The sequence below is a fragment of the Paraburkholderia sp. CI2 genome (assembly GCF_014201055.1).
In the GTDB taxonomy this organism is placed as follows: Bacteria; Pseudomonadota; Gammaproteobacteria; order Burkholderiales; family Burkholderiaceae; genus Paraburkholderia; species Paraburkholderia tuberum.
Genome location: NZ_JACHDL010000009.1, coordinates 165,123 through 190,242 on the forward strand (window position 1 = coordinate 165,123; position 25,120 = coordinate 190,242).

Genomic DNA, 25,120 nt, shown 5'->3' on the forward strand with positions numbered 1-25,120 from the left:
CACCCGTCTTGTGAACATCGTGAAACATTCCGGCCCTATCGCGCAGGCGCCTGCGCGTCGCTTCTTACCTTCCCTCGTCCAATCTCCGCAGTGTGCACGCATGGTGCTTGCGGCTTGCTGCGCGGTCATGCTCGCGGCATGCCACCAGCGCGAAGCCGCCGCTCCAGAGCCGAAGCCCGTGGTCGCCCTGGCCGTCCATGCTGACGGGCGCACGGCAAGTGCGTCGCTGCCGGCTCAGGTGCAGGCGCGCTACTCCACGGCGCTTTCGTTCCGGGTGGGCGGCAAGATCATCGAACGGCGCGTTCGCCTCGGCGACGCAGTCAAGGCGGGACAGGTTGTTGCGCTGCTCGACCCGACCGATCTGCGCAGTAACCTTGCCAACGCGCGAGCGCAGCTCGATGCCGCCGAACACCGGTTCGTCTACGCGAAGCAGCAGCTCGATCGCGATCAGGCGCAGGCGCAGGCAAACCTGATTGCACCGGCGCAGCTCGAACAGACGCAGGACGCGTACGCATCCGCTGTTGCGCAGCGCGACTCGGCGCGCGCCCAGATGGCGCTCGCCTCGGACAATCTGCGCTATGCGACGCTGACAGCGGACCACGACGGCGTGATTACCTCGGAGGACGCCGACACGGGCCAGAACGTTCAGGCAACCCAATCCATCTATCACCTCGACTGGACGGGCGACGTAGACATCGTCTGCGACGCGCCCGAGCGCACGCTGAGCTCGCTGACAGTTGGCAGCATGGCGCGCGTAACGCTGCCGGCGCTACCCGGCAAGACCTTCGAGGCCCGCGTGCGCGAGGTGTCGCCTAGCGCTGATCCGCAAAGCCGCACCTGGCGCGTCAAGCTCACCCTGAACGCGCCCAGCCCTGCAGTGCGCCTCGGCATGACGGCCACCGTTGCGTTCGATGTCGTCGGTGACGCGTCGGGCGCACAGCCGTTCACTGTGCCGGTGACGGCGCTCTTTCATCAGGGCGAGAACCCTGCTGTCTGGGTGGTGCGTACCGGCACCGACACACTCGAGCTGCGTCCTGTGACGGTGCAGCGATACGACGAGCGCACGGTCTCCATCGCATCGGGCCTCCACGACGGCGACCGCGTCGTGGTGCAGGGCGTGCACGCCGTTAGCACGGGCCAGCACGTGCAGGTGGTGGCGCCCCTGCATCGGGAGGATTTCCCGTCATGAACTCCCGTGACCAAGAACCCGTGCGCGAGAGCGCGCCGGTCCCGTCTTCCGGGGCAGACAAATCTGGCGAAGGCGGCTTCAATCTTTCCTCCTGGGCGCTGCGTCATCAGCAGCTCGTGATCTTTCTGATCGGGCTCGTCACGCTTTTCGGCGTGATCGGTTATACGAAACTCGCTCAGTCGGAGGACCCGCCGTTCACCTTCCGCACGATGGTGATCAAGACCTATTGGCCCGGTGCGAGTGCGCGCGAGGTACAGGAACAGATCACGGACCGGATCGGCCGCCAGCTACAGGCCGCGCCGAACATCGACAACATCAAGAGCTACTCGCGGCCTGGCGAGTCGATGATCTTCTTCGCCATGAAGGACTCCGCGCCCGTCAAGGAAGTGCCGGAAACCTGGTATCAGGTGCGCAAGAAGGTCGGCGACATTGCCGCGACGCTGCCGAAGGGAACCGTCGGCCCGTTTTTTAACGACGAATTCGGTGACGTCTACACCAACATCTATGCGCTTGAAGGCGACGGCTTTTCGCCGGCGCAACTGCACGACTACGCTGACAAGCTGCGCACAGTCCTGCTGCGCATACCCGGTGTGGCGAAGGTCGACTATTTTGGCGACCCCGATCAGCACATCTTCGTCGAGATATCGAATGCGCAGCTCACGCGGCTTTCGATCACGCCGCAACAGCTCGCGCAGGCGATCGACGCACAGAATGCCGTGGCGCCCGTCGGCACCATCACGACCGCGGACGACCGCGTGTTCGTGCGGCCGAGCGGCGCGCTCAAGGATGTGCAGGCGCTCTCCGACATGCTGATCACCATCAACAAGCGCACGTTCCGGCTGGGCGACATCGCGAAGGTCACACGCGGTTATGACGACCCGCCGGCGACCCAGATGCGCGTCGGCGGCCAGGCGGTGCTCGGCATCGGCGTGACGATGCAAAAGGGCGGCGACGTGATCGACCTCGGCAAGGCGCTCGACGCAAAAGCCGCCGAACTGCAGGCCACGCTGCCGGCGGGTCTGAAACTCGCGGCGGTTTCGAGCATGCCGCACGCGGTCAAGCACTCGGTGGACGAGTTCGTGAAATCGGTTGGCGAAGCGGTGGCGATCGTGCTGGTCGTGAGCCTCGTCTCGCTCGGCTTGCGCACCGGCATGGTCGTCGTGATCACGATTCCGATCGTGCTGGCGGTGACGGCGCTTTGCATGCACATCTTCAATATCGGGTTGGACAAGGTCTCGCTCGGTACGCTCGTGCTCGCGCTAGGCCTGCTCGTCGACGACGCGATCATCGCCGTCGAAATGATGGCGGTGAAGCTGGAACAGGGCTGGAGCCGGGCGCGCTCGGCAGCGTTCGCGTATACCAGCACTGCATTCCCGATGCTCACAGGCACGCTCGTCACCGTATGCGGCTTCCTGCCGATTGCGCTCGCCAAATCGAGCACGGGCGAATACACGCGTTCGATCTTCGAAGTGTCGGCCATCGCGCTGATCGTTTCGTGGTTCGCGGCCGTCGTGCTGGTGCCGTTGCTGGGTTATCACCTGCTGCCGGAACGCAAGCCTCAACCCGGCGGTGCACACCATGATCCGCATGAAATCGGCAACACCGGCTTCTACCGGCACCTGTCGGGATGGGTTGCGTGGTGCGTCGAGCGTCGCTGGGTCGTGCTCGGCGTCACCGTCGTGCTTTTCGCGATTTCCATGCTGGCCTTCACGCGCGTGCCGCAGCAGTTCTTCCCGAACTCGGAACGGCCGGAACTGCTGGTCGATCTGCGATTGCCGGAAGGCGCCTCGTTCGAAGCGACGCTGCGTGAAGCGAAGCGCCTGGAAAAGGTGCTCGACGGCAAAGCCGGGATCGACCACTTCGTCGACTTCGTCGGCACCGGCGCGCCGCGTTTTTACCTGACGCTCGACCAGCAGCTTCAACAGCCGAATTTCGCGCAGTTCGTGATTACCGCAAAAAGCGTGGAAAACCGCGAGGAACTGATGCGTTGGCTCGACGGCAAACTCGAGAAGGATTTCTCCGGCGTGCGAGCGCGCGTCTCCCGGCTCGAGAATGGTCCGCCGGTCGGCTTCCCGATCAAATTCCGCGTGAGCGGCGACGATATCGCGACCGTCCGATCGATTGCGCAGACGGTGTCGGACAAGGTCCGCGCCGATCCCCGCACGCGCAACGTCCAGTTCGACTGGGACGAGCCGGCGGAGCGCTCGATCTCGTTCGAGATCGATCAGAACCGCGCGCGCCAGCTTGGCGTCACGTCGGAAGACGTGTCGAACTTCCTCGCGATGACGCTATCGGGCTACACGGTGACGCAGTACCGCGAGCGCGACAAGCTGATCAACGTCGATCTGCGTGCGCCCAAGAGCGAACGTGTCAATCCGGCGCAGCTGACCAGTCTCGCGATTCCGACGCCCCACGGCCCGGTGCCGCTCGGTTCGCTCGGCCACGTGCGCAATACGCTCGAGTACGGCGTCATCTGGCAACGCGACCGCCAGCCGACCATCACGGTGCAGGCGGACGTGCGCGGCGACGCGCAGGGCATCGACGTGACCCACGACATCGAACGTGCGCTCGCGGCGGAAACCGCCAAGCTGCCGGTCGGCTATCGCATTCAGGTGGGCGGCGCGGTCGAAGAAAGCGTGAAGGGCCAGACGTCGATCAATGCCGAAATGCCGTTGATGATCATCGCCGTGCTGCTGTTGCTGATGATCCAGCTCAAGAACTTCGCGCGGACCTTCATCGTCGTGCTGACGGCGCCGCTCGGCCTGATTGGCGTCGTGGCCGCGCTGCTGCTGTTCGGCAAGCCCTTCGGCTTCGTCGCGCTGCTGGGCGTGATTGCCATGTTCGGCATCATCATGCGCAACTCCGTGATTCTGGTCGACCAGATCGATCAGGACATCGCGGCAGGGCAGCCGCGCTTCGACGCGATTATCGGCGCAACGATAAGGCGTTTCAGGCCGATCATGCTGACTGCCGCCGCCGCCGTCCTCGCGCTGATTCCGCTGCTGCGCTCGGGCTTCTTCGGTCCGATGGCGACCGCACTGATGGGCGGTATCACGATCGCGACGGTACTGACCGTGTTCTTCCTGCCCGCGCTGTACGCGGCGTGCTTCAGGGTCCGGCACGACGAGCGCGGAACGCAACCGGTCGTCGCCGAGCAGATGGAGGTTTGATGATGAGCTTCGCCTACAAGACATCCGTGATGGCCGTGGCTGTGGCCATCGCACTGACGGCCTGCACGTTCGGCCCGAACGGCGCGCCCCCGGCGATGCCTTCGCCTGCGCACTACGGTGCCGAGGCACAGCCGGCGAAGACCGTCGCAGCGGGCGGCGTGGCGCAGCAGTTCGATATCGGCGCAGTGGGCGTTCCGCAATGGTGGCAGCTTTACCGGTCGGACGCGCTGAGTGCACTGGTCGAGGAAGGCTTGCGCAACAGCCCCACGCTCGGGGCTGCGCAGCGGACGCTCGCAGCCGCGCAGCAGGAGCTGCGCGCCCAGGTCGGCGCATCGACGCTGCCTTCAATCGATGCTGCAGCACAAGTCGATCGCGGGCGTTCACCGCTTGTGCCCGGCATTGGCCCCAGCGAGGTTCGCTATAACTTTTTTGCCGGACAGTTTCTCGCGTCCTACACCTTTGACCTGTTCGGTGCGACGCGTTCGGCGAATGCGGCCAGCGCCGCTCGCGTAGACGTGCAGGCGTATCAACTGGAGGCGGCGCGGCGCGCGCTGGCGGCAAACATCGTCGGTACGACCATCAGCGTGGCGGCACTCGATCGCCAGATCGCGCTCACCGAACGGCTCGTCGCCGTGGCCAGGACGGCCGCGGACGAGGACCAGCACCGCTACGCACTCGGCTCGGTCTCGCGTGCGCAGGCGCTTGCGTCGACGCAGGATGCGGCTTCGGCTGCGGCGAGTCTTCCTGCGTTACGCCAGCAGCGCGCCACAGCCATCCATGCGCTCGCGGTGCTGATGGGGCGCACGCCGGACAACGCCCCGGCCGTTCCCGATCTCGACAGCCTGACGTTGCCCGAACACGTGCCCGTCGTGGTGCCGTCGGACCTGCTGCGTTCGCGCCCCGACATTCAGGCAGCCGACGCCGCCGTGAAGGCCGCCGCCGCCGATGTCGGCGCTGCGACCGCGCAGCTCTTTCCGAGCCTGTCGCTGACGGCCTCGATGGGCCGCGGCGCCTTTAGCTGGCCGGAGCTTCTCTCGGGCGCGGGCGGGCTGTGGGCGATCGGTGCGGGACTGTCGCAGCCGATTTTCCATGGCGGCGCGCTGTTCGCGCACCGCAAGGCGTCGATCGATGCTTACGATGCGGCGGTGCTGAACTACAAGTCCACCGTTCTGTCGGCGTTCCAGAATGTCGCGGATTCGCTTGCCGCGCTGGATAACGACGCACAGACACTCGCGTCGACGGAAGCAGCGGCACAGGCAGCGCAGGCGGGATTCGACGATACCGCGTCGCGCCGCCGCATGGGTTCGCTGCCGTCAACGGCACAGTATGCCAGCGAGCAGCGCTTTCTCAACGCACAGATCGGCGCCGTGCGCGCGGCAAGCCAGCGCATGAACGATACCGTCGCACTGTTCCAGGCGATGGGCGAACTGCCGCCGGGCCAGCCGCAAACAGCGTCGTCGCAATGATCGCGTGTCGATGAAGACGGGAAGAGCGACCTGCCGATCAGGCCGCTCTTCCTCGACTGTACCGGCGGGTATCGGAGCAGTCGTTTTCTATCCGAAATCAGAATGCGCCCACGCACGGGAAGGACAAGCCGGACTTCACGTGCATCGAACGCGCCAGAACTTCAGGTTGTCCAGTTCCCTGTATGGAATATAAGAAACTGATCGCCTGTCACGAGTGCGATCTGCTGTTTCGCAAGCCTCTGCTGCGGGGCGGGCAGACGGCGAGCTGCTCGCGCTGCCGTGCGGGCCTGGAAGGAACGCAGGGAGCGGGCGTGCCGCTCGACCGGATTGGTGCGCTCACCGTTGCAGCTTTGATCACATTCTGTATTGCGCAGGCTTTCCCGGTCATACAACTGCAGACCAACGGTATGACGTCGGCGGCGACGCTATTCGGCGCGGTGCGCTCGTTGTGGACGGGCCACATGCGCATCGTCGCAACGATGGTCTTTTGCTCGGCGATCCTGTTTCCGCTGATCGAACTCCTCGCCCTTCTCTATGTGCTGGTTCCGCTGCGCCTTGGCAAGGTAGTACGTCATTTCAATCGAATGCTTCGCGTCGTGCAGCTCATCCGTCCATGGGGCATGATCGAAGTGTTCATGCTCGGCGTGGTCATCACGATCGTGAAAATGGTCAGCATGGCGCAGGTGATCCCTGGGCCAGGACTGTTTGCATTCGGTGCACTCACGTTGATGTTGGCGTTTCTCGCCACTTTCGACCCGCGCGTGCTCTGGTCGACGCGGGACGAAATAAAGTTTCGACAACCCGCTGAGATCCGCTGGACCAGAGTGAAGCGCAGGTGCACCGCGCGAGCCCCGACGTTCTTCGGCCTGAAGCCCGCGCCGGCGGCGCATATGACGGCGCGCAGCGCCGGGCTCATAGCCTGTCATACCTGTGGACTGGTGCAGAAGCACATCGCGGCGTCGTCAGAGCAGCGCTGCTCGCGGTGCGAATCGGTGCTGCACACGCGCCATCCCGATAGCGTGACGCGCACGTCGAGTCTGGTTCTTGCCGCCGCGCTCGCCTACATACCCGCGAATCTGTTGCCGATCATGCACGCGTCATCCCTCGGCCACTCGGAGGACGACACGATCCTCGGCGGCGTGGCGTACTTCTGGACTTCAGGCGACTGGCCGCTCGCCGTCGTCGTGTTCGTAGCCAGCGTCGTGGTGCCGATGCTCAAACTCGCCATTCTCACGCTGCAAATCGTAGCGGCCCGTCGCAGTCCGGACTGGCAGCCGCTCGAACGCGCGAGGCTGCATCGGCTCGTCGAGTGCGTTGGCCGGTGGTCGATGCTCGATATCTTCGTTGTCGCACTGACGGTCGCGCTGGTGCATTTCGGTTCGTTTGCGGTTGTCACTGCCGGTCCGGGGGCGCTGGCTTTCGGCGCGGTGGTGATTCTCACCATGCTCGCGTCGCATCAGTTCGATCCGCGGCTGATCTGGGACAACGTCCGCTGCGGGCCAGCGCGTGGTTCACGGCGATGAACGAATACCGTTCTAGCGGCGTCCGCACTCCTAAATAACCTCATATTTGCGAACTACTCTCCGAGCGATGCATCTTCCCACGCCACCCAAACCTGACATCAAGCCGCGAAAACGCTGGATTCCCTCCCTCATCTGGTTAGTGCCGCTCATCTGTGCGCTGATCGGTGTGGCGCTGGTAGTCAAATCCGTCACCGACAAGGGACCGACAGTGACGGTCACGTTCGGCAACGCTGAGGGCATGGAGGCGGGCAAAACGAAGGTCAAATACAAGGACGTGGAGATCGGTTCGGTACAGGCGGTCGCGCTGTCAAAGGACCTGCAGCACGTCATCGTCACGATCGAGCTGACCAAACAGGCAGAAAAATTCGCAAGCCGCGGCACGCGCTTCTGGGTGGTTCGCCCGCGCGTGGGCGCTAACGGCATCTCGGGCCTCGGTACGCTGCTCTCCGGCGCGTATATCGGTGTCGACGTCGGGAAGTCTTCGGAAAGGCAAACCGCGTTTGTCGGTCTCGAAAGTCCACCTATTGTCACTTCTGGACAGCCGGGACATCAGTACACGCTGAAAGGCGACTCCTTGGGCTCCGTCGATATCGGCGCGCCGATTTTCTACCATCGCATCCAGGTAGGCCAGGTGGTCGGCTTCTCGCTCGATCCGCACGGCACCGGTGTCATCGTCAATGTTTTCGTCAATGCCCCGTTTGACCAGTATGTCGGCACCAATACACGGTGGTGGCACGCAAGCGGTGTTGACCTCCGTCTCGATTCGAATGGATTGAAGCTCAATACACAATCTCTGGCGACGGTGGTCGTCGGAGGCCTGGCGTTCCAGTCGCCGCCGGGTCAGGACGCCGGACAACCGGCCGCTGACAAGGCGGCGTTCCGACTCGCATCGGACGAGTCGGACGCGATGCGCGAGCCCGACGGCGCGCCGCTCAATGTCGTGATGCGGTTCAACCAGTCGCTGCGCGGCCTGTCTGTCGGCGCTCCTGTCGACCTTCGAGGCATCGCGCTGGGGCAGGTGACGGACATCGGTATCGAATATAACGAAAAGGAGAAGAGTTTCAGCATGAAGGTATCGCTGGCGCTGTATCCCGACCGGCTCAGCCGGCGCTCCAACGAAGCGCTACCGGCTCCGAACTCGCAGGGTGGTCACGCGTTGCTGCAAAACCTCGTCATGGAGGGAATGCGCGGTCAGTTGCGAACCGGCAACCTGCTGACAGGCCAGCTATTCGTGGCGCTCGACATGTTTCCGAAAGCGCCTCGGGCGAGCGTCGATGTTCATCGCAATCCTATTGAACTGCCGACTGTGCCTAACACCCTTGACGAACTTCAGGTGCAGATTGCCGATATTGCGAGGAAGCTGAATCAGGTGCCGTTCGACAAGATCGGAGCCAATCTTAACGGCGCACTTGAAAACGCCAACAAGCTGTTCGGGCACATGGACACAGAGGTCGTTCCGCAAGCCCGCGACACCCTGGCGGCCGCGCAGAAAACCTTCAGTACCGCCGAAACGACGCTCCGGCAGACCGCGCCCCTGCAGTCGGACATCCAGGATGCGATGCAGGAACTGACGCGCACCCTGCAATCCCTCAATGCGCTCGCCGATTATCTGGAACGTCATCCCCAGGCGCTCCTGTTCGGCAAGAAAGGAGACCAACGATGAAACTGATCCAATCCCGCGTGTGGCGCGCGATCGCCCGTATTGCGACCGTCATGGGTCTGGCCGCGCTGAGCGCCTGTGCTTCCCCGCCGGCCCGCTTCTATACCCTCGGCACTGACAGCGAACCGACGCGCGCAAACGTTACGGTCAGTCCGGCCTTCCGGATCGACATGCGCATGGTGAAGGTGCCGGTTTCAGTGGCAAGGAGCCAGCTCGTCGTACAGGTCGATGCGGCGCGCGTCAGGATTCTGGAAGACGAGCGCTGGGCATCGCCGCTTGCAGACGAGATCCGCAATGCGCTGCTCGCGGCCGCGACTCGACAGGCGGGCGGCCCCGACACGTACCGGTCTGGTCACGCCGAGGACGCTCGCACGTATCAGGTCTCCGTCGACGTGCAGCGTTTTGAATCGTGGCCGGGCTCACACGCGCTGCTTGACGTCACCTGGAGTGTACGCAAGTCGAACGACTCACGAACATTGACCTGCCGCAGCATAGTCAGCCAGCCCGTATCGGCCGGCTACGATGCACTCGTCAACGGCCATCGAGTCGCAGTGAGAAGGATAGGCACTCAAATTGGCGAAGTCGTCCGGGAATTTTCGGCAGCGCCTACCGTGTCCGCCGTTGCACCGGCGCGCATCCCTGCGAGTACGAGAAGTTCGGCGTTGTTATGCCCGGCGCTAGCAGGCTGAACCGATTCTGGAATTGGTGCATCACGCCGACAAGGAGCGCGAGCTGATTGCTAGCGTCGAGGCTTTAGCAGGTGATTGAGCTTAATCGCTAGCGGCCCGACCGGGCTTCTTCGCCGGGCCGCACCCGGCTGACTTCAGGCCGATCAGACCGATGGCGCCGGACCTCTTGATTCAATCGGCGTCGACAGTCTCCTCCACGACCGGCAGCGGACGCGCTGCAATCTTCTCCGCCTCCGCGCGCTTGAGTCCGAGTGTCTGCAGCAGCACTGCTGCAGTACGCTCAGGGAAGTGCTCCCCGCTAAAGCCAAGCTCCTTGAGTACGCTTGCCGCGGGCGCGCCCGGTGCGACGAAGTTCAGCTCGGCGGCGATTGCACAGAGGACCGTACCGGCTACCGCAAGAAATCCGATGAACGGGTCGGCGACCACAAAGCGCTTCACGGCAATGCCATTCACAATGTCGCGCAGCAGCCGCTGGCCCAGTCCGCGGCTCATCGCATGCGTCGGAATAAACCCTTCACGTACCAGGAAACGTCCCCACACGGGGTCTTGCTGCGCACGCAGGACCGTATGACGCACGGCGACAGCGATCACCTCGGCCGGGTCGGAAAGGCCAGCGGCGAGGCGATCCATCATGTTAGCGAAATCCTCGAACACCTCGTCGACAAGCGTCGCGTAAATCGCCTCCTTCGATTCAAAGTGGTTGTAGAACGAGCCAAAGCCGACATCAGCGGCTTCGGTGATTTCATTGATCGCCACGCCCTCCATGCCTTTTTCGGCCATCAGTCTGAGGGCGGCGTCGAGCAGACGGGCACGCGTCTCGCGCTTGCGACGCGCACCGCGCGGCTCGCGTTGTTCGGGAACGGCAACCGGGGCGACTGGCGCCGCACGGGTAGGACGCTTTGTAGTGTTCGGCATGATGGATCCAAGCTTGGTTATGCCTAAGTATAGATCGTAATGTCTAGGTTGACAAAACGGTCAAGAATGACTTTAATGTCATTAAAGACGACCCGAAGGCCGGCCTTACATACAAGTACAACAGACAACATCTGGAGTGACTGTGGAGACAGCAGCAAAGGACGACGCCGCGCCGTGGAGCCGGCATGAACAGGTTCGTCCGCCGATTGGCGCATTACCGTCGGTGGTTGACGTCTTACTGGTGGGTTGCGGACCTGTCGGTGCAACGATTGCCAATCTACTGGCGCGCTACGGCGTGCATGTATTGATTGTCGACAAGTCGACCGAGGTTTCCATCGCGCGCCAGGCAATCGAGTTGGATAACGACGCGCTGCGCATCCTTCAGCTTGCGGGCATTGGGGAGCCCGATTTCGAGACCAGCACCATTCCATATGTGCGGATGAGAACGCCCAGCCTGGGGCAGGTCGGCCAGATCAGTTCGGCGAGCCGCCAGGATGGCTATCAGAAGCCCGTCACGTTGTACCAGCACGAACTTGAGCGGTGCCTGCGGGCCCGGCTCGAGAAATACGACTGTGTGCATATCGCGCCAGGTGTCGAACTGGGGAGCTTCACGGAAGAAGGCGACCATGTGCTCGTGTCGCTGGAGCTTGATCACGGCCGCCCTCACATCGTCCGGGCGCGCTACGTGGTCGGTGCAGACGGGGCGTATTCACTGGTTCGGCAGACTATCGGGCCGCACTTCTGGGGTAAGACATTTGCCGAGGAATGGCTCGTTACCGCTGCGCGGCATCTTTCGCGCCCAGCCGATGATATCGAGTTCATCTCCGATCACCGTCCGCCAAACCGGTGCATGGTCGGTCGCAGCGGGCGTGAGCGCTGGAAGTTTATGCTGCAGCCGGACGAGCGCCACGAGAACATGAAAGCCGAGGTCCGCATACGCGAGGTGGTCGCTCCATCGGGCAACCCGGAAGACTCGATGATCGAGCGCAGGGCGGTGTATCGCTTCCGATCGCGAACCCTTAATGCATTCAGCCGGGGGCGTGTGTTCTTCGCGGGCGACGCCGCGCACATTGGGCCTCCATCCGTCGGCCGAGGGTTGGCCGCGGGACTGCGAGATGCCGCCAACCTGTGCTGGAAGCTTGCATGGGTGGTGCAGGGGCGAGCGGATTCACGCATTCTCGACACTTACGACGAGGAGAGGCGGCCCCACGAGAAGGCGATAACAAAGCTCGCAAGGTTCATGAGAAAGCTCGTCACGCCGCGCAATGGCGGCATTGCCTTGTGGGCTCATGGGCCAATGCAATTGTCGCCACCGGTGCTCCCGCTGCGTGCGCAGCCCGAGGAATCGCAGATCCAGCCGAAAAAAACAACTAGAAGAGGTGTGTTTGTCAAAGGCCGCTCGCCGACGAAGCTTGTGCGCGGCGCAGTCATTGGGCAGGGGCGGGTACGTGGTTCGGATGGCAAGGCGCGTCCGAGCGACGAGGTGTTCGGGCAGGGTCTGGTGCTGATTGGATTTGGCACAGATGCCCGAGCCTCGCTTGATTCTTCTGAGGCAGCAGCCTTCGCGCGTGCCGGCGGAAGCACTGTGCAGATCGCACACCGTGGAGAGCGGCCGCATCTCGCTCGGCATGACAGCTGGGAGGACCTCGACGGTGTGTTCCTTCCGCGTCTCGTACCGGTTGGTTGGGCCGCCGTGGTGCGGCCCGACAAGACCGTCGTTCACGATGGCCCGGCGACCGATGCGTCGCGGCTCGTGCGCGAGAGTCTTTCCTTGCTAGGTCAGCACTGCTGGGTCATGCAGTGATCGCGAAGCCGCATGCCATCTCGAAACCCCATTCACACCGTGTGATCTCTTATCGCCATGAACCTGACCACAGTACAACCAGCCCGTCACCCCGATCCTACGACGAAAGCGTCGGCATTGGCCTATCTGATATTCGACCGGCCAAATCTCGAGAAAGCCGAGCAATTTCTCAGTGACTTCGGGCTCCGAACGGTATCGCGCGGTGAAGCGCTCCTGCTGCTGCGGGGAACGGGTGCCTCACACTTCTGCTATGTCGTCCGGAAGGCCTCGAAACCCCGGTTCGTTGGTTTTGGGCTACAGGTCGACAACAGGGCCGAGCTTGATGCACTTGCAAAACTGCCGGGCGCCTCGGACGTCGAACGCTCGCCCCTGCCCGGCGGCGGCTATACGGTACGGCTGACCGATCCTTCAGGCTTTCGCGTCGACGCGATATGGGGCCAGCAGCCAGCTTCGACGTTGTCTCATCGGCCACCCTTGCCGTTCAACTCCGTGGATGCGACGGTCCGGATCAACGGGACGCAGCGACCGCCCGAAGGCGCGCCGGAAATTATCCGGCTCGGACACGTCGTGCTCGAACTCGTCGACTATCAGGAAACCTGCGCGTGGTATACGCGGCATTTCGGCTTCATCCCCAGCGATGTGCAGGTGCTTCCCGATGGTTCGCCCGCCGTCGCGTTCATGCGGCTCGATCTCGGCGACAAGCCAGCCGATCACCATACGCTCGCGCTTGCACAAGGCTTCGTGCCCACCTACAGCCATAGCGCGTACGAAGTCGTTGACGCCGACGCGGTTGGCATGGGCCAACGCATTCTGCGCGACAAAGGTTGGACGCACGCATGGGGGATCGGCCGACATATCCTGGGCAGCCAGGTGTTCGACTACTGGCAGGATCCGTGGGGAGACAAGCACGAGCACTATTGCGACGGCGACCTCTTTACGGCGGACGCGCCGACGGGTGTCCATGCCGTGAGCCGCGAAGCGATGGCGCAATGGGGACCGACGATGCCACGCAGCTTCACGAAGCCCAGGTTCACACCCGCGAGCGTCGTGGCACTTTTCAGAAACCTGCGCCGCAGCCCCGACCTGACGTTGAGCAAGCTGCGCACGTTGGCGAAGCTTTTCGCCTGAACCACCCCACTTTCATCGAATCCGGAGATCGATAAATGGCACTTCACGTTCTGCATTACCTTCATGATGGCCGCGCCCAGTGGGGCGTAGTCGCCAATGGCGCCATCACGCCGATTCATGGCGAATTCAAGTCGACCGCCGAGTTTATTGAAGCCAATCCCGTCGAACGGCTGGCGGTACTGGACGGTTCTCCGATTCCCGAATCGGATGTGCAATGGCTGTCACCCGTGACGGCCAACCAGCAGTTCATCTGTCAGGGCGCGAATTATCGCCAGCATATGATCGACTCGGGCATGGACCCGGATGTGAAGAAATTCAACATGATCTTCACGAAGGCGACGAGCTGCATCGTTCCTGCCGACTCGCCCCTCGTGAAGCCCAGGGAGGTGCAGTTGCTCGACTACGAGATCGAACTCGGTCTTGTGCTCAAACGCGACGTCACGTCCCGCGAAACGGTCACCGACGAGAACCTGCATGATTACATTGCTGGCGCCGTGATCGTCAACGACTACTCCGCGCGCGATATCCAGATTCCGCAGATGCAGTTCTACAAGGGCAAGAGCTACCGCACGTTTGGCCCTGTGGGCCCTTACCTTTGCCTCCTTGAGAAACATGATATTCCGAAGTTGAAGGAGCTCGTGCTGACACTGACGGTCAATGGAACCGTCCGCCAGAATGACACGACGGCGGGTCTCGTCCATGGGCCGGCAGAGACCTTGACGGAGCTTTCCGGCGTGCATGATCTGCGCATCGGTGACCTGCTCGCGACGGGCACGCCATCTGGCTGTGCACTGAGCATTCCATCGCCCGAAAAGCAACGCGCCGCGGCGCAGCTGCCTGAAGCGGAAAAATGGCGTCTTTTCCTGAAGATGCAGGCGGAAAGGCCGCAGTACCTGAAGGTGGGGGACGTCGTGGAGGCGCATATCGTCAGCTACGATCGCTCGATCGATCTGGGCGTGCAGCATAACGTCGTTGTGGAAGAGGCAGCATGAAAGGCATCGCAAACGTAGACGAAGTCCTTGCCATCGAAACGCAAGGGCTGCCGGCGGATCTCCCGTCGAGCACCTACGAGATGATCTGCCGGGGCGCGGCGATTAATCCATCGGCACCGGCACTTTCGTTCTTTGCAACGGCCGACGACTATCGGAACGCCGAGTGCTGGACGTATAGTGAACTCGTCCGAGATATCACGCGCACCGCGAACATGTTCTCGCGCCTCGGAGTACAACGCGACTCAGTCGTCGCATATGTTCTGCCTAACCTCCCTGAAACGCACTTCGTGATCTGGGGTGGGGAGGCCGCCGGAATTGTCTGCGCGATCAATCCATTGCTCGAGCAGGAAGCCATCGGCCAACTCCTCAACGCTGCAGGCGCCAGCGTGCTGGTAACGCTGGCGCCGTTTCCCGGAACTGATCTTTGGCAAAAGGTACAAGCGGTGCTGCACAAGGTTTCTTCGCTGAAGAATCTGGTGCTCGTGAATCCGGCCGAACGTGTGACGGGTTCAAAACAGTCCGCGACGCGGATGCTGCAGCGTAACGAGTGCTCAAGGCTGCACGGCGAGGGCGGCGTGCGGGGCGCGGTTCCTGCGCATATCGAGATCCACGACTTCGGCGTTGCCATCGCGCAGGAGTCGGGAACGGCACTTCAAGGCGCGCGGCACTTTGGCGCCGACGACGTGTCGTCGTACTTCTGTACGGGCGGGACGACCGGCCTGCCGAAAATTGCGATGCGCCGCCACGGCAATGAGGTGGCTAATGCCTGGAGCACGGGTCAATTCTTCGGCGACAGCGTTGGGCCAGGCAAGACGCTTTTCTGCGGACTGCCACTCTTCCACGTGAATGCCGTCATGGCAACGGGTCTCCTGCCTTTTTCCAAAGGCGCCCAGGTCGTGCTCGGGACGCCACAAGGCTATCGCGGCGATGGCGTTGTCAAACGTTTCTGGGAAATCGTCGAGCATCACCGCATCAATTTCTTCAGCGGTGTCCCGACGCTTTATGCGGCGTTACTCGATATTCCTGTCGGCGAGCACGATGTGAGTTCGCTGGAGTACGGACTGTGCGGTGCGGCTCCCATGCCGGTCGAAGTTCTCCGGACCTTTCAGGAAAGGACGCGCATCCGGATTCTCGAGGGCTATGGCCTGACCGAGGGGACCTGCGTGAGCAGCGCCAATCCGCCGCTGGGGGAGCGCAGGCTGGGCTCAATCGGGCTCCGCATTCCGGGCCAGGCGATGAAAGCCGTCATCGTCGACGCTGACGGGCGATATGTACGGGATTGCGAGATCGATGAGGTCGGCCTGCTGACTATTTCCGGCCCGAACATTTTCCTCGGGTATACCGTGCCCGAGCAGAACAAGGGGCTGTGGCTGGATCTCGGCGATGGCAGGTGCTGGCTCAATACCGGCGACCTCGGTCGATGCGATGTCGATGGTTATTTCTGGCTTACCGGTCGCAAAAAGGAAGTGATCATTCGTGGCGGTCACAACATCGATCCGGCAGCGATCGAGGAACCGCTCTATCGCCATCCCGCCGTCAACATCGCGGCGGCGGTCGGTCGTCCCGATGCACACGCCGGGGAGTTGCCGATTGCCTATGTCCAGCTCAAACCGGGTGCAACCGCGACTGAGGACGAACTCGCCGAGTTCGTGCGACTCGAGATAGGCGAGCGCGCGGCACTGCCTAAACGGATCAGAATCCTGGATGCGATGCCGTTGACAGGCGTGGGCAAGATTTTCAAGTTGGCGCTGAAACAGCGCGAAACGGTAGACGCGTTACAGTCGGCACTCGTGGAGGCTGGCGTCGAGGGAGCAACCGTTAGGATCATTGAAGATACTTCGCGCGGGCTTTCGCTTCACGTCGAACTTCCCGACCCCGCGCTCGAAGTATTGGCGACTTCCGCGCTCGGGCGCTTTCCGTTCGCATTTTCGCTTTCGGTTGCCGCGAGGCCATCACGGAAAGAGCAATGTTGATGTACCAGCGGCGATAGAGACGCACAGCAGGCCAAGGTGATAGGAGCCTGACATCAGCGGGGGCGTTCAGTCACGCGCACGCGGCTCGATGCGGCGTTTCAAACGCCAGTCTCATGAGTTAAACGCTCGCGTCGGTTTGGAGGAAAGAGGATGAATACTGCTTCAGAAAGGTCCTTGCGTTCGCTTGTTGAAAAATGGCTCGGGCCAATATCGGCGAGTGCGGTTCGGATTACCCGGTTCGGTCGTGCCGGCTCAAACCAGAGACCCTATGTGCATATCGAGCTACTGCTGCCGACAGGACCGGTTGGGTTATTTTTCTTCCGGCACCCCGACGGTGCGTGGTGCGTATTCCCGCCCGAGACTGAACGTTTGGCGATGCGCGCTTACTAGCGTGCAGGGCGATGGAGGCATGCTGTACCAGCAATTATTCCAAAGGCAGAGAACGAATAATTGGACGAATTAAAGTCTCGACCCCAGGAGGTACGAAGAATAGAAAGGATGGTAAGGATAACGCGAACGCGTATTTCCACATAACGTGTACGAGGCAGTAGCGGTGTTCTAAACATTCGTGCCTGTTTCATGTCATTTAGTAAAACTACCTAATCAGACATAACCGGCGGACCTGATAAGCGGTCGAAGCCTATGAGGAACGACGCAACGATCCCAGGCAGAGCTCCGCATCGGTTCCACAAGAAGCGCCACGGGTTCACAAAAAATGCCCGGGCAACGAGACAGGAGAAGACACGTGAGGAATTACAGGCGAATGATCAGCTCTGCCGGTATGGCGGCTTGCCTCTGCTCGGCTGCGCTTACCGACAATGCAAACGCCCAGTCGGCGGGAAGCATTACGCTGTCCACAGGATGGCTTCACATCGCGCCACAGGGCGACGCAACGCCACTCACCGTGGAGAGTATTGGCGGCGAAACGGTGAATCGCCAACTAGCCGGTAGCGGGGGGCATGCGACGTCAACGAATACGGTGGGAATTACCACCGAGTACTACGTCACGGACAACATTGGCGTCGCTATGCTTTTGGGACTGCCATTGACAGTAAATCTGGTTGGCGATGGGACGCTGGAGAAGTATGGCAACCTCGGCTCGACGAGGCCAATGCCGCCAGCCATCGAACTTCGATACCACCTGTTTTCAGCTGGCTCGAAATTCCGTCCGTTCATGGGGCTCGGCGTGAACTATACGTGGTTCACCCAGGTTCGGATAACCAATAGCCAGTTTGTCACTGATAGCGTTGGTCCAGGCGGTTCGGCACACGCAACACTCAGTTCATCGTGGAATCCGGTATTCGAGATCGGGGCAAGTTACGCCATTACAAAACACTGGTCTGTCGGAACCTCTGTGAACTATATGCCGGTGAAGACCCACCTTACGTTAGACGGACACACCGCGACTGGAACGCAGATCGTTTCCGAATCGACGCTCCGGCTCGATCCCCTGAGCGTCTTCCTGAACGTCGCCTACACGTTCTAGCGCGTACGACTCGTTAATGCACCGATCGAGAGATCTGAATGCCCATCGAACACATCGACAACGTTATTTTTCGCGCCCCGGGCCTGGCTGCGGTCCGCGACGTCATGCCACCGCTAGCGCACCCCGCTTCCCTTTGGATCGAATAATGAAACGACAGGTCCTCAAGACTATTCTTTTTGCTTTGCCCAAGGTTCTTGACCTGACGGCACGCCGCTTTCCCGCTTATCGTGATCGCCTGAAGGAGCGCGATCTCGTGGCCTGGATCGGACTTGCGGATCAAAGCATCGGTCGCGTCATCAGGTTAAAGAACGGACTTGTTCGGTCCAGCGCCGGCAGGCATCCGCGGCCCGACGTGAGCATGGTCTTCAAGGATGTCGCCACCGCCCTGAAGTTCCTTTCTCCCAATCCGGACCAGGGCGAAATCATCCACGCTGCCAAGAACTTCAAGGTGGTCACCGAGGGCGAGGACGAACTGTTGGTCTGGCTAATGCAGACCCTGAGCATGATGCGGACCGTCGGCCTGCCGATGGGCACGCCTTTGCGCGACGGCACCCGCCGCTACACCACCTGCACCAACGGCGGGCCTCTGTTCGTCTACGTCAAGGATGGCCGCGTCGTTCGGGTGACGCCCATCGAGCTGGACAGCACGGATGCGCCAAGTTATGTGATCGAGGCGCGCGGCCGCCGTTTCAGCCCGCCACGGCGTGGCCTGGTCGCGCCCCACGCGTTGACGCTCAAGTCGCTGGTCTATTCCGACAAGCGCATCCTTCACCCCATGAAGCGGGTCGACTTCGACCCTGACGGCGAACGCAATCCCCAGAACCGGGGCAAATCCGGCTATGTGCGTATCAGTTGGGACGAGGCCCTGGACATTGTCGCCACGGAAATCAACCGGCAGAAGCGCGTTCACGGTCCCGGTTCCATCACCTTCCCGATGTCGTCCCATCACCAGTGGGGCAACGTGGGTTACTACCTCAGCGCGCTGACGCGCTTTGCCAACCTGATCGGCTTTACCCGGGTCGCGGCCAATCCGGATAGCTGGGAAGGCTGGTACTGGGGTGCCATGCATCATTTCGGCAACTCGATGCGCGTCGGCGTGCCATCCGGCTATGGTGGCGTCGAGGATTGCCTGAAGGAAGCCGACATGATCGTGTTCTGGTCCTGCGACCCCGAAAGTACCAATGGGGCCTATGCGGGATTCGAGGGAACTCCGCGGCGCCTGTGGGCCAAGGAACTCGGCATTGAGTTCGTTCATATCGACCCACACTGCAACCCCACCGCGCAGTTGCTGGGCGGGCGCTGGATTCCGGTCCGACCGCAAACCGATGCTGCTCTCGCCACCGCCATCATGTACGTATGGGCCATGGAGGGCTTGTACGACGAGGATTACATCGCCACCCGCACGACCGGTTTCGACGAGTGGAGGGCCTATCTTCTGGGCGAATCCGACGGCGTTCCCAAGACGCCCGAGTGGCAGGAGGGCGAAACCGGCGTGCCCGCCAAGGACGTCCGTGCGCTTGCGCGCCGATGGGGGAACAGGAAGGTCCATCTCGCGGTCGGGATGACCGGCGCGGGATTCGGCGGCGCGGGCCGCGGCGCGACCGGAGCGCAATGGGCGCGCTGCATGATCATGATGATGGCGATGCAGGGCTGGGGTAAGCCGGGGGTCAATTTCGGCTGCCTCGAGGCCGGCGTGCCCCACGACCTCCATTTCTATTTCCCCGGCTACGCGGACGGCGGCATATCCGGCGACCTGGCGTGGACCGCCAATGCGGTGAACAATTACCAGCGCATGCCGCACATTCTGTCCATGAATCCGGTCAAGCAAATGGTCCCGCGGCAGCAATTGCCCGACGCCATCATCAACGGCCATGCGACGGGCTACCTCTGGGACGGCATGTCCCAGGAAGCCCAGTTCGCGCCGTTCAGCTACCCCATGCCCGGGTATTCGCCGATCCACATGATCTACCGCTACGGCGGATCCGCCTTCAGCACGGTGACGAATTCCGGACGCTGGGCTGAAGCCTACCGGCACCCGAGCATCGAGTTCGTGGTCAACCAGTCGATCTGGATGGAGGGCGAGGCCCAGTTCGCCGACATCATCCTGCCGGCGTGCACCGCGCTGGAGCGCTGGGACATCGGCGAATGGGCGAATTCAGGCGGCTACGCCCACCATGGGTTTAGCACGGTCAATCATCGCGTGATGACGCTGCAGCACAAGTGCATCGAGCCTTTGGGCGAGTCCCGTTCCGACTACGACATCTTCACTGCCATCCTGACCCGGCTGGGCCTTGGCGGGGTGTTCACCGAGGGATGCAGCGAGCTGGACTGGGTCAGGCGGGTCTTCGACTCGTCGGATCTGCCCGATCGCATTTCGTGGCGCGAGTTCTGCCGCAAGGGCTATTTCGTCGTGCCGCCCGAAAAGCCCGAGTTGCGCCATCCGGTGGACATGCGCTGGTTCGCGGAGGGACGGCGCAAGGACCTGCAGGAACCCCATCCGCTGCCGTCGCAGTTCGCCGAAAAATTCGGCATGGGCCTGCAGACGCCGAGCGGCAAGCTGGAGTTCGTGCCCGAGTTGCTGAAGCGGCACACTGCGGACAATCCCGAGCGACCACCGCTCAACCGATACATCCCGTCCTGGGAGGGGCTGCGTTCGGACCTGGCTCAGCGTTATCCGCTGCAGTTGATCGCCACTCACAGCCGTTACAGCTTCCATACCCATTGTGATGGCAAGAACTCCTCGGTCAACAGCATCGATGACCATCGCGCGCTGATTGGTGGCCATCGCTTCTGGCTGCTGAGGCTAGGTCCGGCCGACGCGGCCATTCGAGGCATTGCCCACCGCGACCTCGTCAAGGTGTACAACGACCGCGGCGCAGTGATCTGCGCGGCCGACGTCTCGCCGCTGGTTAGCGCGGGAGTGGTCAAGTCGTATGAGGCGAGCGCCGAATTTCAGCTGGTCGAAATAGACGGCGAGTGCGTCGAGATTGGCGGTTGCATGAACATGCTCACCCCTGACCGGCCTCAAACCGCCGGCACGAGCAGCATGAGCCCAAATTCCTGCCTGGTGCAGGTCGAGAAGTGGCTAGGCACCGAAGCGTTCATGCTCGGTCGCGCCGCGTGAGGAATTTCGAATGAGCAAGTTGAACCTGATTATCAAAGTGGGGCGTTGCGAGAACTGCCAGAACTGCGTGATCGCCGCGCGGGACGAGCACGTCGGCAACGACTTCCCCGGTTATGCCGCGCCGGCCGCCGCCAATGCCGACAGCCCCATCCGGATCCTGCGCCGCGTCCAGGGCGACTCGCATATGGTCGAGACCACGTATCTGCCGGTCATGTGCAACCACTGCGACGAAGCGCCTTGCATGCGGGTGGGCGGCGACGCCATTCGCAAGCGCGCCGACGGCGTCGTCATCATCGATCCGGACAAGGCGCGGGGCCGCAAGGACATCGTGAAGTCCTGCCCCTACAAGGCGATCGTCTGGAACGATGAGCTGCAACTGCCGCAGACCTGGATTTTCGATGCCCATCTACTCGACCAGGGCTGGCCGCAGCCGCGTTGCCAGCAGTCGTGCCCCACCGACGTCTTCGAGACGGTCAAGCTCGATGATGCTGCGATGGCCGAGAAGGCCCAGCGCGAGGGGCTCAAGGTATTGCGGCCTAACCTGGGCACGAAGCCGCGCGTGTGGTACAGCGACCTCGAGCGCTGGGAAACCGCCTTCATCGGCGGAAGCGTCAGCGCGCGGATGGGAGATGTGGTCGAGTGCGTCACGGATGCGGTCGTAGCCCTTTACCTCGGCGATCAGAAGGTGGCGGAGACTGTCTCTGACGGCTTCGGCGATTTCCGCTTCGGTGGTCTCACCAAGGGAAGCGGTCTTTACAGGGTCGAAATACGTCATGCCCTCGGCAGCGCCTGGCGCAAATGTGAATTGGGCGAAAGCGTTTACCTTGGGGAGCTCAGCCTCGCACAGTCGACAAACGGTATGGAAGTCGCGTGATCATGGGCACCGCAACGAAGCTGCTTGGCATGAGACGGGCGGACCGCTCACGCTTCAGGATGGGCGACGTATGCAGTCGCCGGCCGACTCAAGGCCGCACGCTATCGCCCGAAGATCTTCCAACCGGACGAGGGAGCTCATGACGTCCTCGCGCGGCGCGCCTCTGCGCTTTTCCGAAGGGCTTTGGATGCCTTGGTCCGGAATACCAGTGCGCGGTATGACGGTTCCGATTTCCTCTCACGTGTGCCAGATTTCGTCAACTTTGTTGACAACAAAATCAGATATGAGTCTAATGTCACATAAACCGCGAGGCGGCCTGATCGGGCGTCGACGGATCATTGCGAAACCCGTCATCTGACAAGCATGCCGATCTGGCGGCACCGCAGATGTCGGCCTGACCGGTACTTTATGCCATGAAGCGGGAACGCCTGACACGGGCACAGCGCAGAGAGCAGACGCGCGAATGCCTGCTCGAGGCTGCGCGGAAGATGTTCGTTAAAAAGGGATTCGCCGCGACAAGCGTGGAGGACATCGCTGAGGCGGCTGGCTATACGCGCGGCGCGTTCTACTCAAACTTCGGCGGCAAGCCGGATCTGCTGATCAGGTTGTTGCGCCGCGACGACGATAGGGCGCGGACGAATCTCCTCGCGATGATGGAGAAGGGCGGCACGCCCGATGAAATGAAGGACCGCGCCATCGCGTACTACAGCCAATCTATTGTTGAACACGATTGCTTTCCACTTTGGGTCGAGGCCCAGTTGCTCGCGTGCCGGGACACCCCGTTTCGGGAGCGCATTAACGCCTTCCGGCAGGAGAAGCTGGAACAGATCAGCGCGCACATCTGCATGCTTTCGGAGCGCAACGGCAGGCCGTTGCCCCTGCAGGCCGAGGCTCTCGCGGTTGGCCTGGTGAGCCTGTGCGAGGGCGTGCAGTTCTTCAGGATGTGCAGTCCGCAAACGGTGAGCGACAAGGTGCTTCAGACAGTGCTTGCCGGATTTTTTTCGTGCGTGTTGTCGCGACAGCCGGAAGAACCAGTCTACGACAATCATCGCCCGGACGTACCCATGGGCGCACCATGGCGACTCATATGACTGAATGGACTGGCACAGCCCAATTCCCGCGGCAGCCCCTTCCGAGTGAACGCGGCATGGCGGCGCCGAGCTGTCGCCAAGGCGACGCAACCGCTCGATAAGTTACCGCGGGCATCAGTCGGAGGCATCGACAGGTGTCACTCCACCCCCGCTCGCCACAACAGCACATTGGCGCACCCCAAGCGCCTTCGGCTGTTGATCGAGACGACCCGAAAGGCACGGCGTCAAGCCTTGCTGTAGCCGGCTAGACGTACCGCTACCTCCATTTTCAGGCAGCGCGCAGCATTTCAATTCCCGACGTGCAAGAAAGAACCGGATGAGTTCGGGGCCAACCCGCCGTTCGCGCTTTTTGCATCTGTCACTCATATCTGACACATAGACCATATATGATTGCATTGTCAGTAGTGACGCGAAGGCGTACAATCCACGCGTCGATGAAACGTGCGATCCGAAAGTCGTTATGACTGACGGCGCGCGGGCCGTCAACGCTACTCGTGATGGGCGCGGAGGTCTCGATACGTGGGGGAATCAGTGAAGGATATAGTCTCCGGACAGGCGCTCGGGTTGCGCCAGATGCTCGCCAAAAGTGCTACGCGTGTGGTCGCTGTCACAGGCGGCTCGAAAGGAGTCGGCCGTACGGCTGCCGTTGTCAACCTCGCGATGGCGCTGACCAGACAGGGTATGGACGTGCTGGTGGTGGACGAATGTCCTGGCGCGCGCTCGGCGAGCACAATGCTTCAAGACATTCACGCCGCAGGCGTGTTCGCTCCCGCGATACATCGCAACTTGCCGCGCGTGCTGGCCGTTGACCGTGGTCGACGTCAGTTCCACTCGACCGGCACCGGCCATACGGATCACGAAAACGTCGCTGGCCTGCAGTACGACGCAGTGCTCACGAGCCCGCCGAACATCGTGCTGATCGATGCCGCGCTTGCCGGCAACGGCGCGTTTTCACCACTTGCGTTGCAAGCCCACCACGTCATCGTCGTCATGCACCTGTCGGCCGCTGCAGTAGCAGACACTTACGTTTGCATGAAGCGCCTGCGTCTCGCACAGGGCATCGAGGAATTCCGCATCATTGTGAATCTGTTCGATGGTGAAGCGGACACTCACGCGCTGCTGGAAAGTCTCGGAGCCATCGCCCGCGATTATCTGGCTGTCTCGGTTCTCAAGGCAGGCTGCATCTCAATCGATCCGTGTATCGCGCAAGCGGCAGAGCTTTCGCGCTGTGTCGTCGATGCATTTCCTGGGTCCCCGGCGGCGAGCGATTTTGCACGCGTTGCTGCCGATATGCAGTCCTGGTCGAGGCGGCCCGCAGCGTCCTGGCTGCCACCTGCGACAACGCACATGGCGGCACGGGGGCAGCGCACGCATAGGACTTTGGGCTCGGCAGCAGCATACCGGTAAAGCCTCGAAGAACGATCTCCCCGACCCGGGGGACTTGCCGGGGCCGCGGTGTTTTTCGGGTAGGCGCCGTTCATGAAAGCGTGACTATGTTCGTAGGGCAAAGACATCAAAAAGGTCTTTGCCGACGCAATCGGACCGGTAATTATCGACGGAAGGGAGCAGCTATGGTGGGCAGCGCTCACGCGAAGCGCAAGCGTTCGAGCTTGCACGGAGGGAGCCGGGTTATGAATCGCGCTGTTGATCCGTGGAGTATGACCGTCACAAGGCTTGGCGATTGGAGTCTTGACGAACGAGCCACTGCGCACAGATCTGCCTTGAACGGTTCCTCGGTTCGACAGTCGATCGCTTCGACCAGCAAGCCAATCGTACGGGTACTCGACCAACCGACCGCGCAAACACTGATCGTTTCTTGGTGCGATGCGCGCTCCGGACACTATGGATACCAGACATGGTGCGAAGCCGTCGCGCGGGTGCCAGGCATCTGTGCGCTGACCGGTCGGCTAATCGAAGTCGGAGATGCCATCTACAGGCCGCGCCTCACTGGGCCCACACCGGCTAATGCTCACGCAATGATCTGTGCGAGAAGCGTTAGCCTGATAGAACAGCCGACCTGATGTGATTCGGTTCTC

At 62.0% G+C, this 25,120-nt stretch carries 17 protein-coding genes; 16 read left to right on the plus strand and 1 reads right to left on the minus strand.

Annotated features, from left to right (window positions below; translation table 11 throughout):
- The first annotated feature begins 100 nt into the window (after positions 1 to 100).
- The 6 genes from HDG32_RS15265 (at position 101) to HDG32_RS15290 (ending at position 9,697) form a co-directional block, all read left to right on the plus strand.
- Entirely contained in the window at positions 101 to 1,189 is a 1,089-nt protein-coding gene (locus HDG32_RS15265; protein ID WP_184068544.1) for an efflux RND transporter periplasmic adaptor subunit, read from the plus strand.
- Positions 1,186 to 4,359, plus strand: coding sequence for an efflux RND transporter permease subunit (locus HDG32_RS15270; protein ID WP_184068373.1), 3,174 nt, complete (start codon positions 1,186 to 1,188; stop codon positions 4,357 to 4,359). The genes HDG32_RS15265 and HDG32_RS15270 overlap by 4 nt, the downstream gene beginning before the upstream one ends.
- Before the next feature lie 2 nt (positions 4,360 to 4,361).
- Positions 4,362 to 5,825, plus strand: coding sequence for an efflux transporter outer membrane subunit (locus HDG32_RS15275; RefSeq protein ID WP_184068547.1), 1,464 nt, complete (start codon positions 4,362 to 4,364; stop codon positions 5,823 to 5,825).
- A gap of 182 nt (positions 5,826 to 6,007) precedes the next feature.
- Positions 6,008 to 7,348, plus strand: a complete 1,341-nt coding sequence (locus HDG32_RS15280) for a paraquat-inducible protein A (protein ID WP_184068376.1) — start codon at positions 6,008 to 6,010, stop codon at positions 7,346 to 7,348.
- A gap of 67 nt (positions 7,349 to 7,415) precedes the next feature.
- Positions 7,416 to 9,011, plus strand: a complete 1,596-nt coding sequence (locus HDG32_RS15285) for an intermembrane transport protein PqiB (RefSeq protein ID WP_184068379.1) — start codon at positions 7,416 to 7,418, stop codon at positions 9,009 to 9,011.
- Positions 9,008 to 9,697, plus strand: a complete 690-nt coding sequence (locus HDG32_RS15290; RefSeq protein WP_184068382.1) for a membrane integrity-associated transporter subunit PqiC — start codon at positions 9,008 to 9,010, stop codon at positions 9,695 to 9,697. The genes HDG32_RS15285 and HDG32_RS15290 overlap by 4 nt, the downstream gene beginning before the upstream one ends.
- A 171-nt stretch (positions 9,698 to 9,868) precedes the next feature.
- On the opposite strand, the gene HDG32_RS15295 is transcribed toward HDG32_RS15290, so the two are convergent.
- Entirely contained in the window at positions 9,869 to 10,612 is a 744-nt protein-coding gene (locus HDG32_RS15295; protein WP_184068385.1) for a TetR/AcrR family transcriptional regulator, read from the minus strand.
- Positions 10,613 to 10,754: 142 nt separating this feature from the next.
- On the opposite strand from HDG32_RS15295, the gene HDG32_RS15300 reads away from it, so the two are divergent.
- From HDG32_RS15300 to HDG32_RS15345, 10 genes are all read left to right on the plus strand, one after another.
- Positions 10,755 to 12,416, plus strand: a complete 1,662-nt coding sequence (locus HDG32_RS15300) for an FAD-dependent monooxygenase (RefSeq protein ID WP_311539899.1) — start codon at positions 10,755 to 10,757, stop codon at positions 12,414 to 12,416.
- A gap of 57 nt (positions 12,417 to 12,473) precedes the next feature.
- A complete protein-coding gene (locus HDG32_RS15305) occupies positions 12,474 to 13,544 on the plus strand; it encodes a VOC family protein (RefSeq protein WP_184068388.1) in 1,071 nt (356 codons plus the stop codon).
- 35 nt (positions 13,545 to 13,579) lie between these two features.
- Positions 13,580 to 14,536, plus strand: coding sequence for a fumarylacetoacetate hydrolase family protein (locus HDG32_RS15310; RefSeq protein ID WP_184068392.1), 957 nt, complete (start codon positions 13,580 to 13,582; stop codon positions 14,534 to 14,536).
- Positions 14,533 to 16,509, plus strand: a complete 1,977-nt coding sequence (locus tag HDG32_RS15315; protein ID WP_184068395.1) for an acyl-CoA synthetase — start codon at positions 14,533 to 14,535, stop codon at positions 16,507 to 16,509. Before HDG32_RS15310 ends, HDG32_RS15315 begins: the two co-directional genes overlap by 4 nt.
- Positions 16,510 to 17,272: 763 nt before the next feature.
- Positions 17,273 to 17,995: an OmpW family protein gene (locus tag HDG32_RS15320; protein ID WP_184068398.1), complete on the plus strand. Its 723-nt coding sequence runs from the start codon at positions 17,273 to 17,275 to the stop codon at positions 17,993 to 17,995.
- A gap of 145 nt (positions 17,996 to 18,140) precedes the next feature.
- Positions 18,141 to 21,119, plus strand: coding sequence for a molybdopterin-dependent oxidoreductase (locus HDG32_RS15325; protein WP_184068400.1), 2,979 nt, complete (start codon positions 18,141 to 18,143; stop codon positions 21,117 to 21,119).
- A gap of 10 nt (positions 21,120 to 21,129) precedes the next feature.
- Positions 21,130 to 21,993, plus strand: coding sequence for a 4Fe-4S dicluster domain-containing protein (locus HDG32_RS15330; RefSeq protein ID WP_184068403.1), 864 nt, complete (start codon positions 21,130 to 21,132; stop codon positions 21,991 to 21,993).
- 413 nt (positions 21,994 to 22,406) lie between these two features.
- Positions 22,407 to 23,084, plus strand: coding sequence for a TetR/AcrR family transcriptional regulator (locus HDG32_RS15335; protein WP_184068406.1), 678 nt, complete (start codon positions 22,407 to 22,409; stop codon positions 23,082 to 23,084).
- A gap of 573 nt (positions 23,085 to 23,657) precedes the next feature.
- Positions 23,658 to 24,491: a MinD/ParA family protein gene (locus tag HDG32_RS15340; RefSeq protein ID WP_260336486.1), complete on the plus strand. Its 834-nt coding sequence runs from the start codon at positions 23,658 to 23,660 to the stop codon at positions 24,489 to 24,491.
- A gap of 251 nt (positions 24,492 to 24,742) precedes the next feature.
- On the plus strand, positions 24,743 to 25,105 hold the full coding sequence (locus HDG32_RS15345) for a DUF3331 domain-containing protein (RefSeq protein WP_184068553.1): 363 nt from the start codon (positions 24,743 to 24,745) through the stop codon (positions 25,103 to 25,105).
- The last annotated feature ends 15 nt before the right edge of the window (positions 25,106 to 25,120 follow it).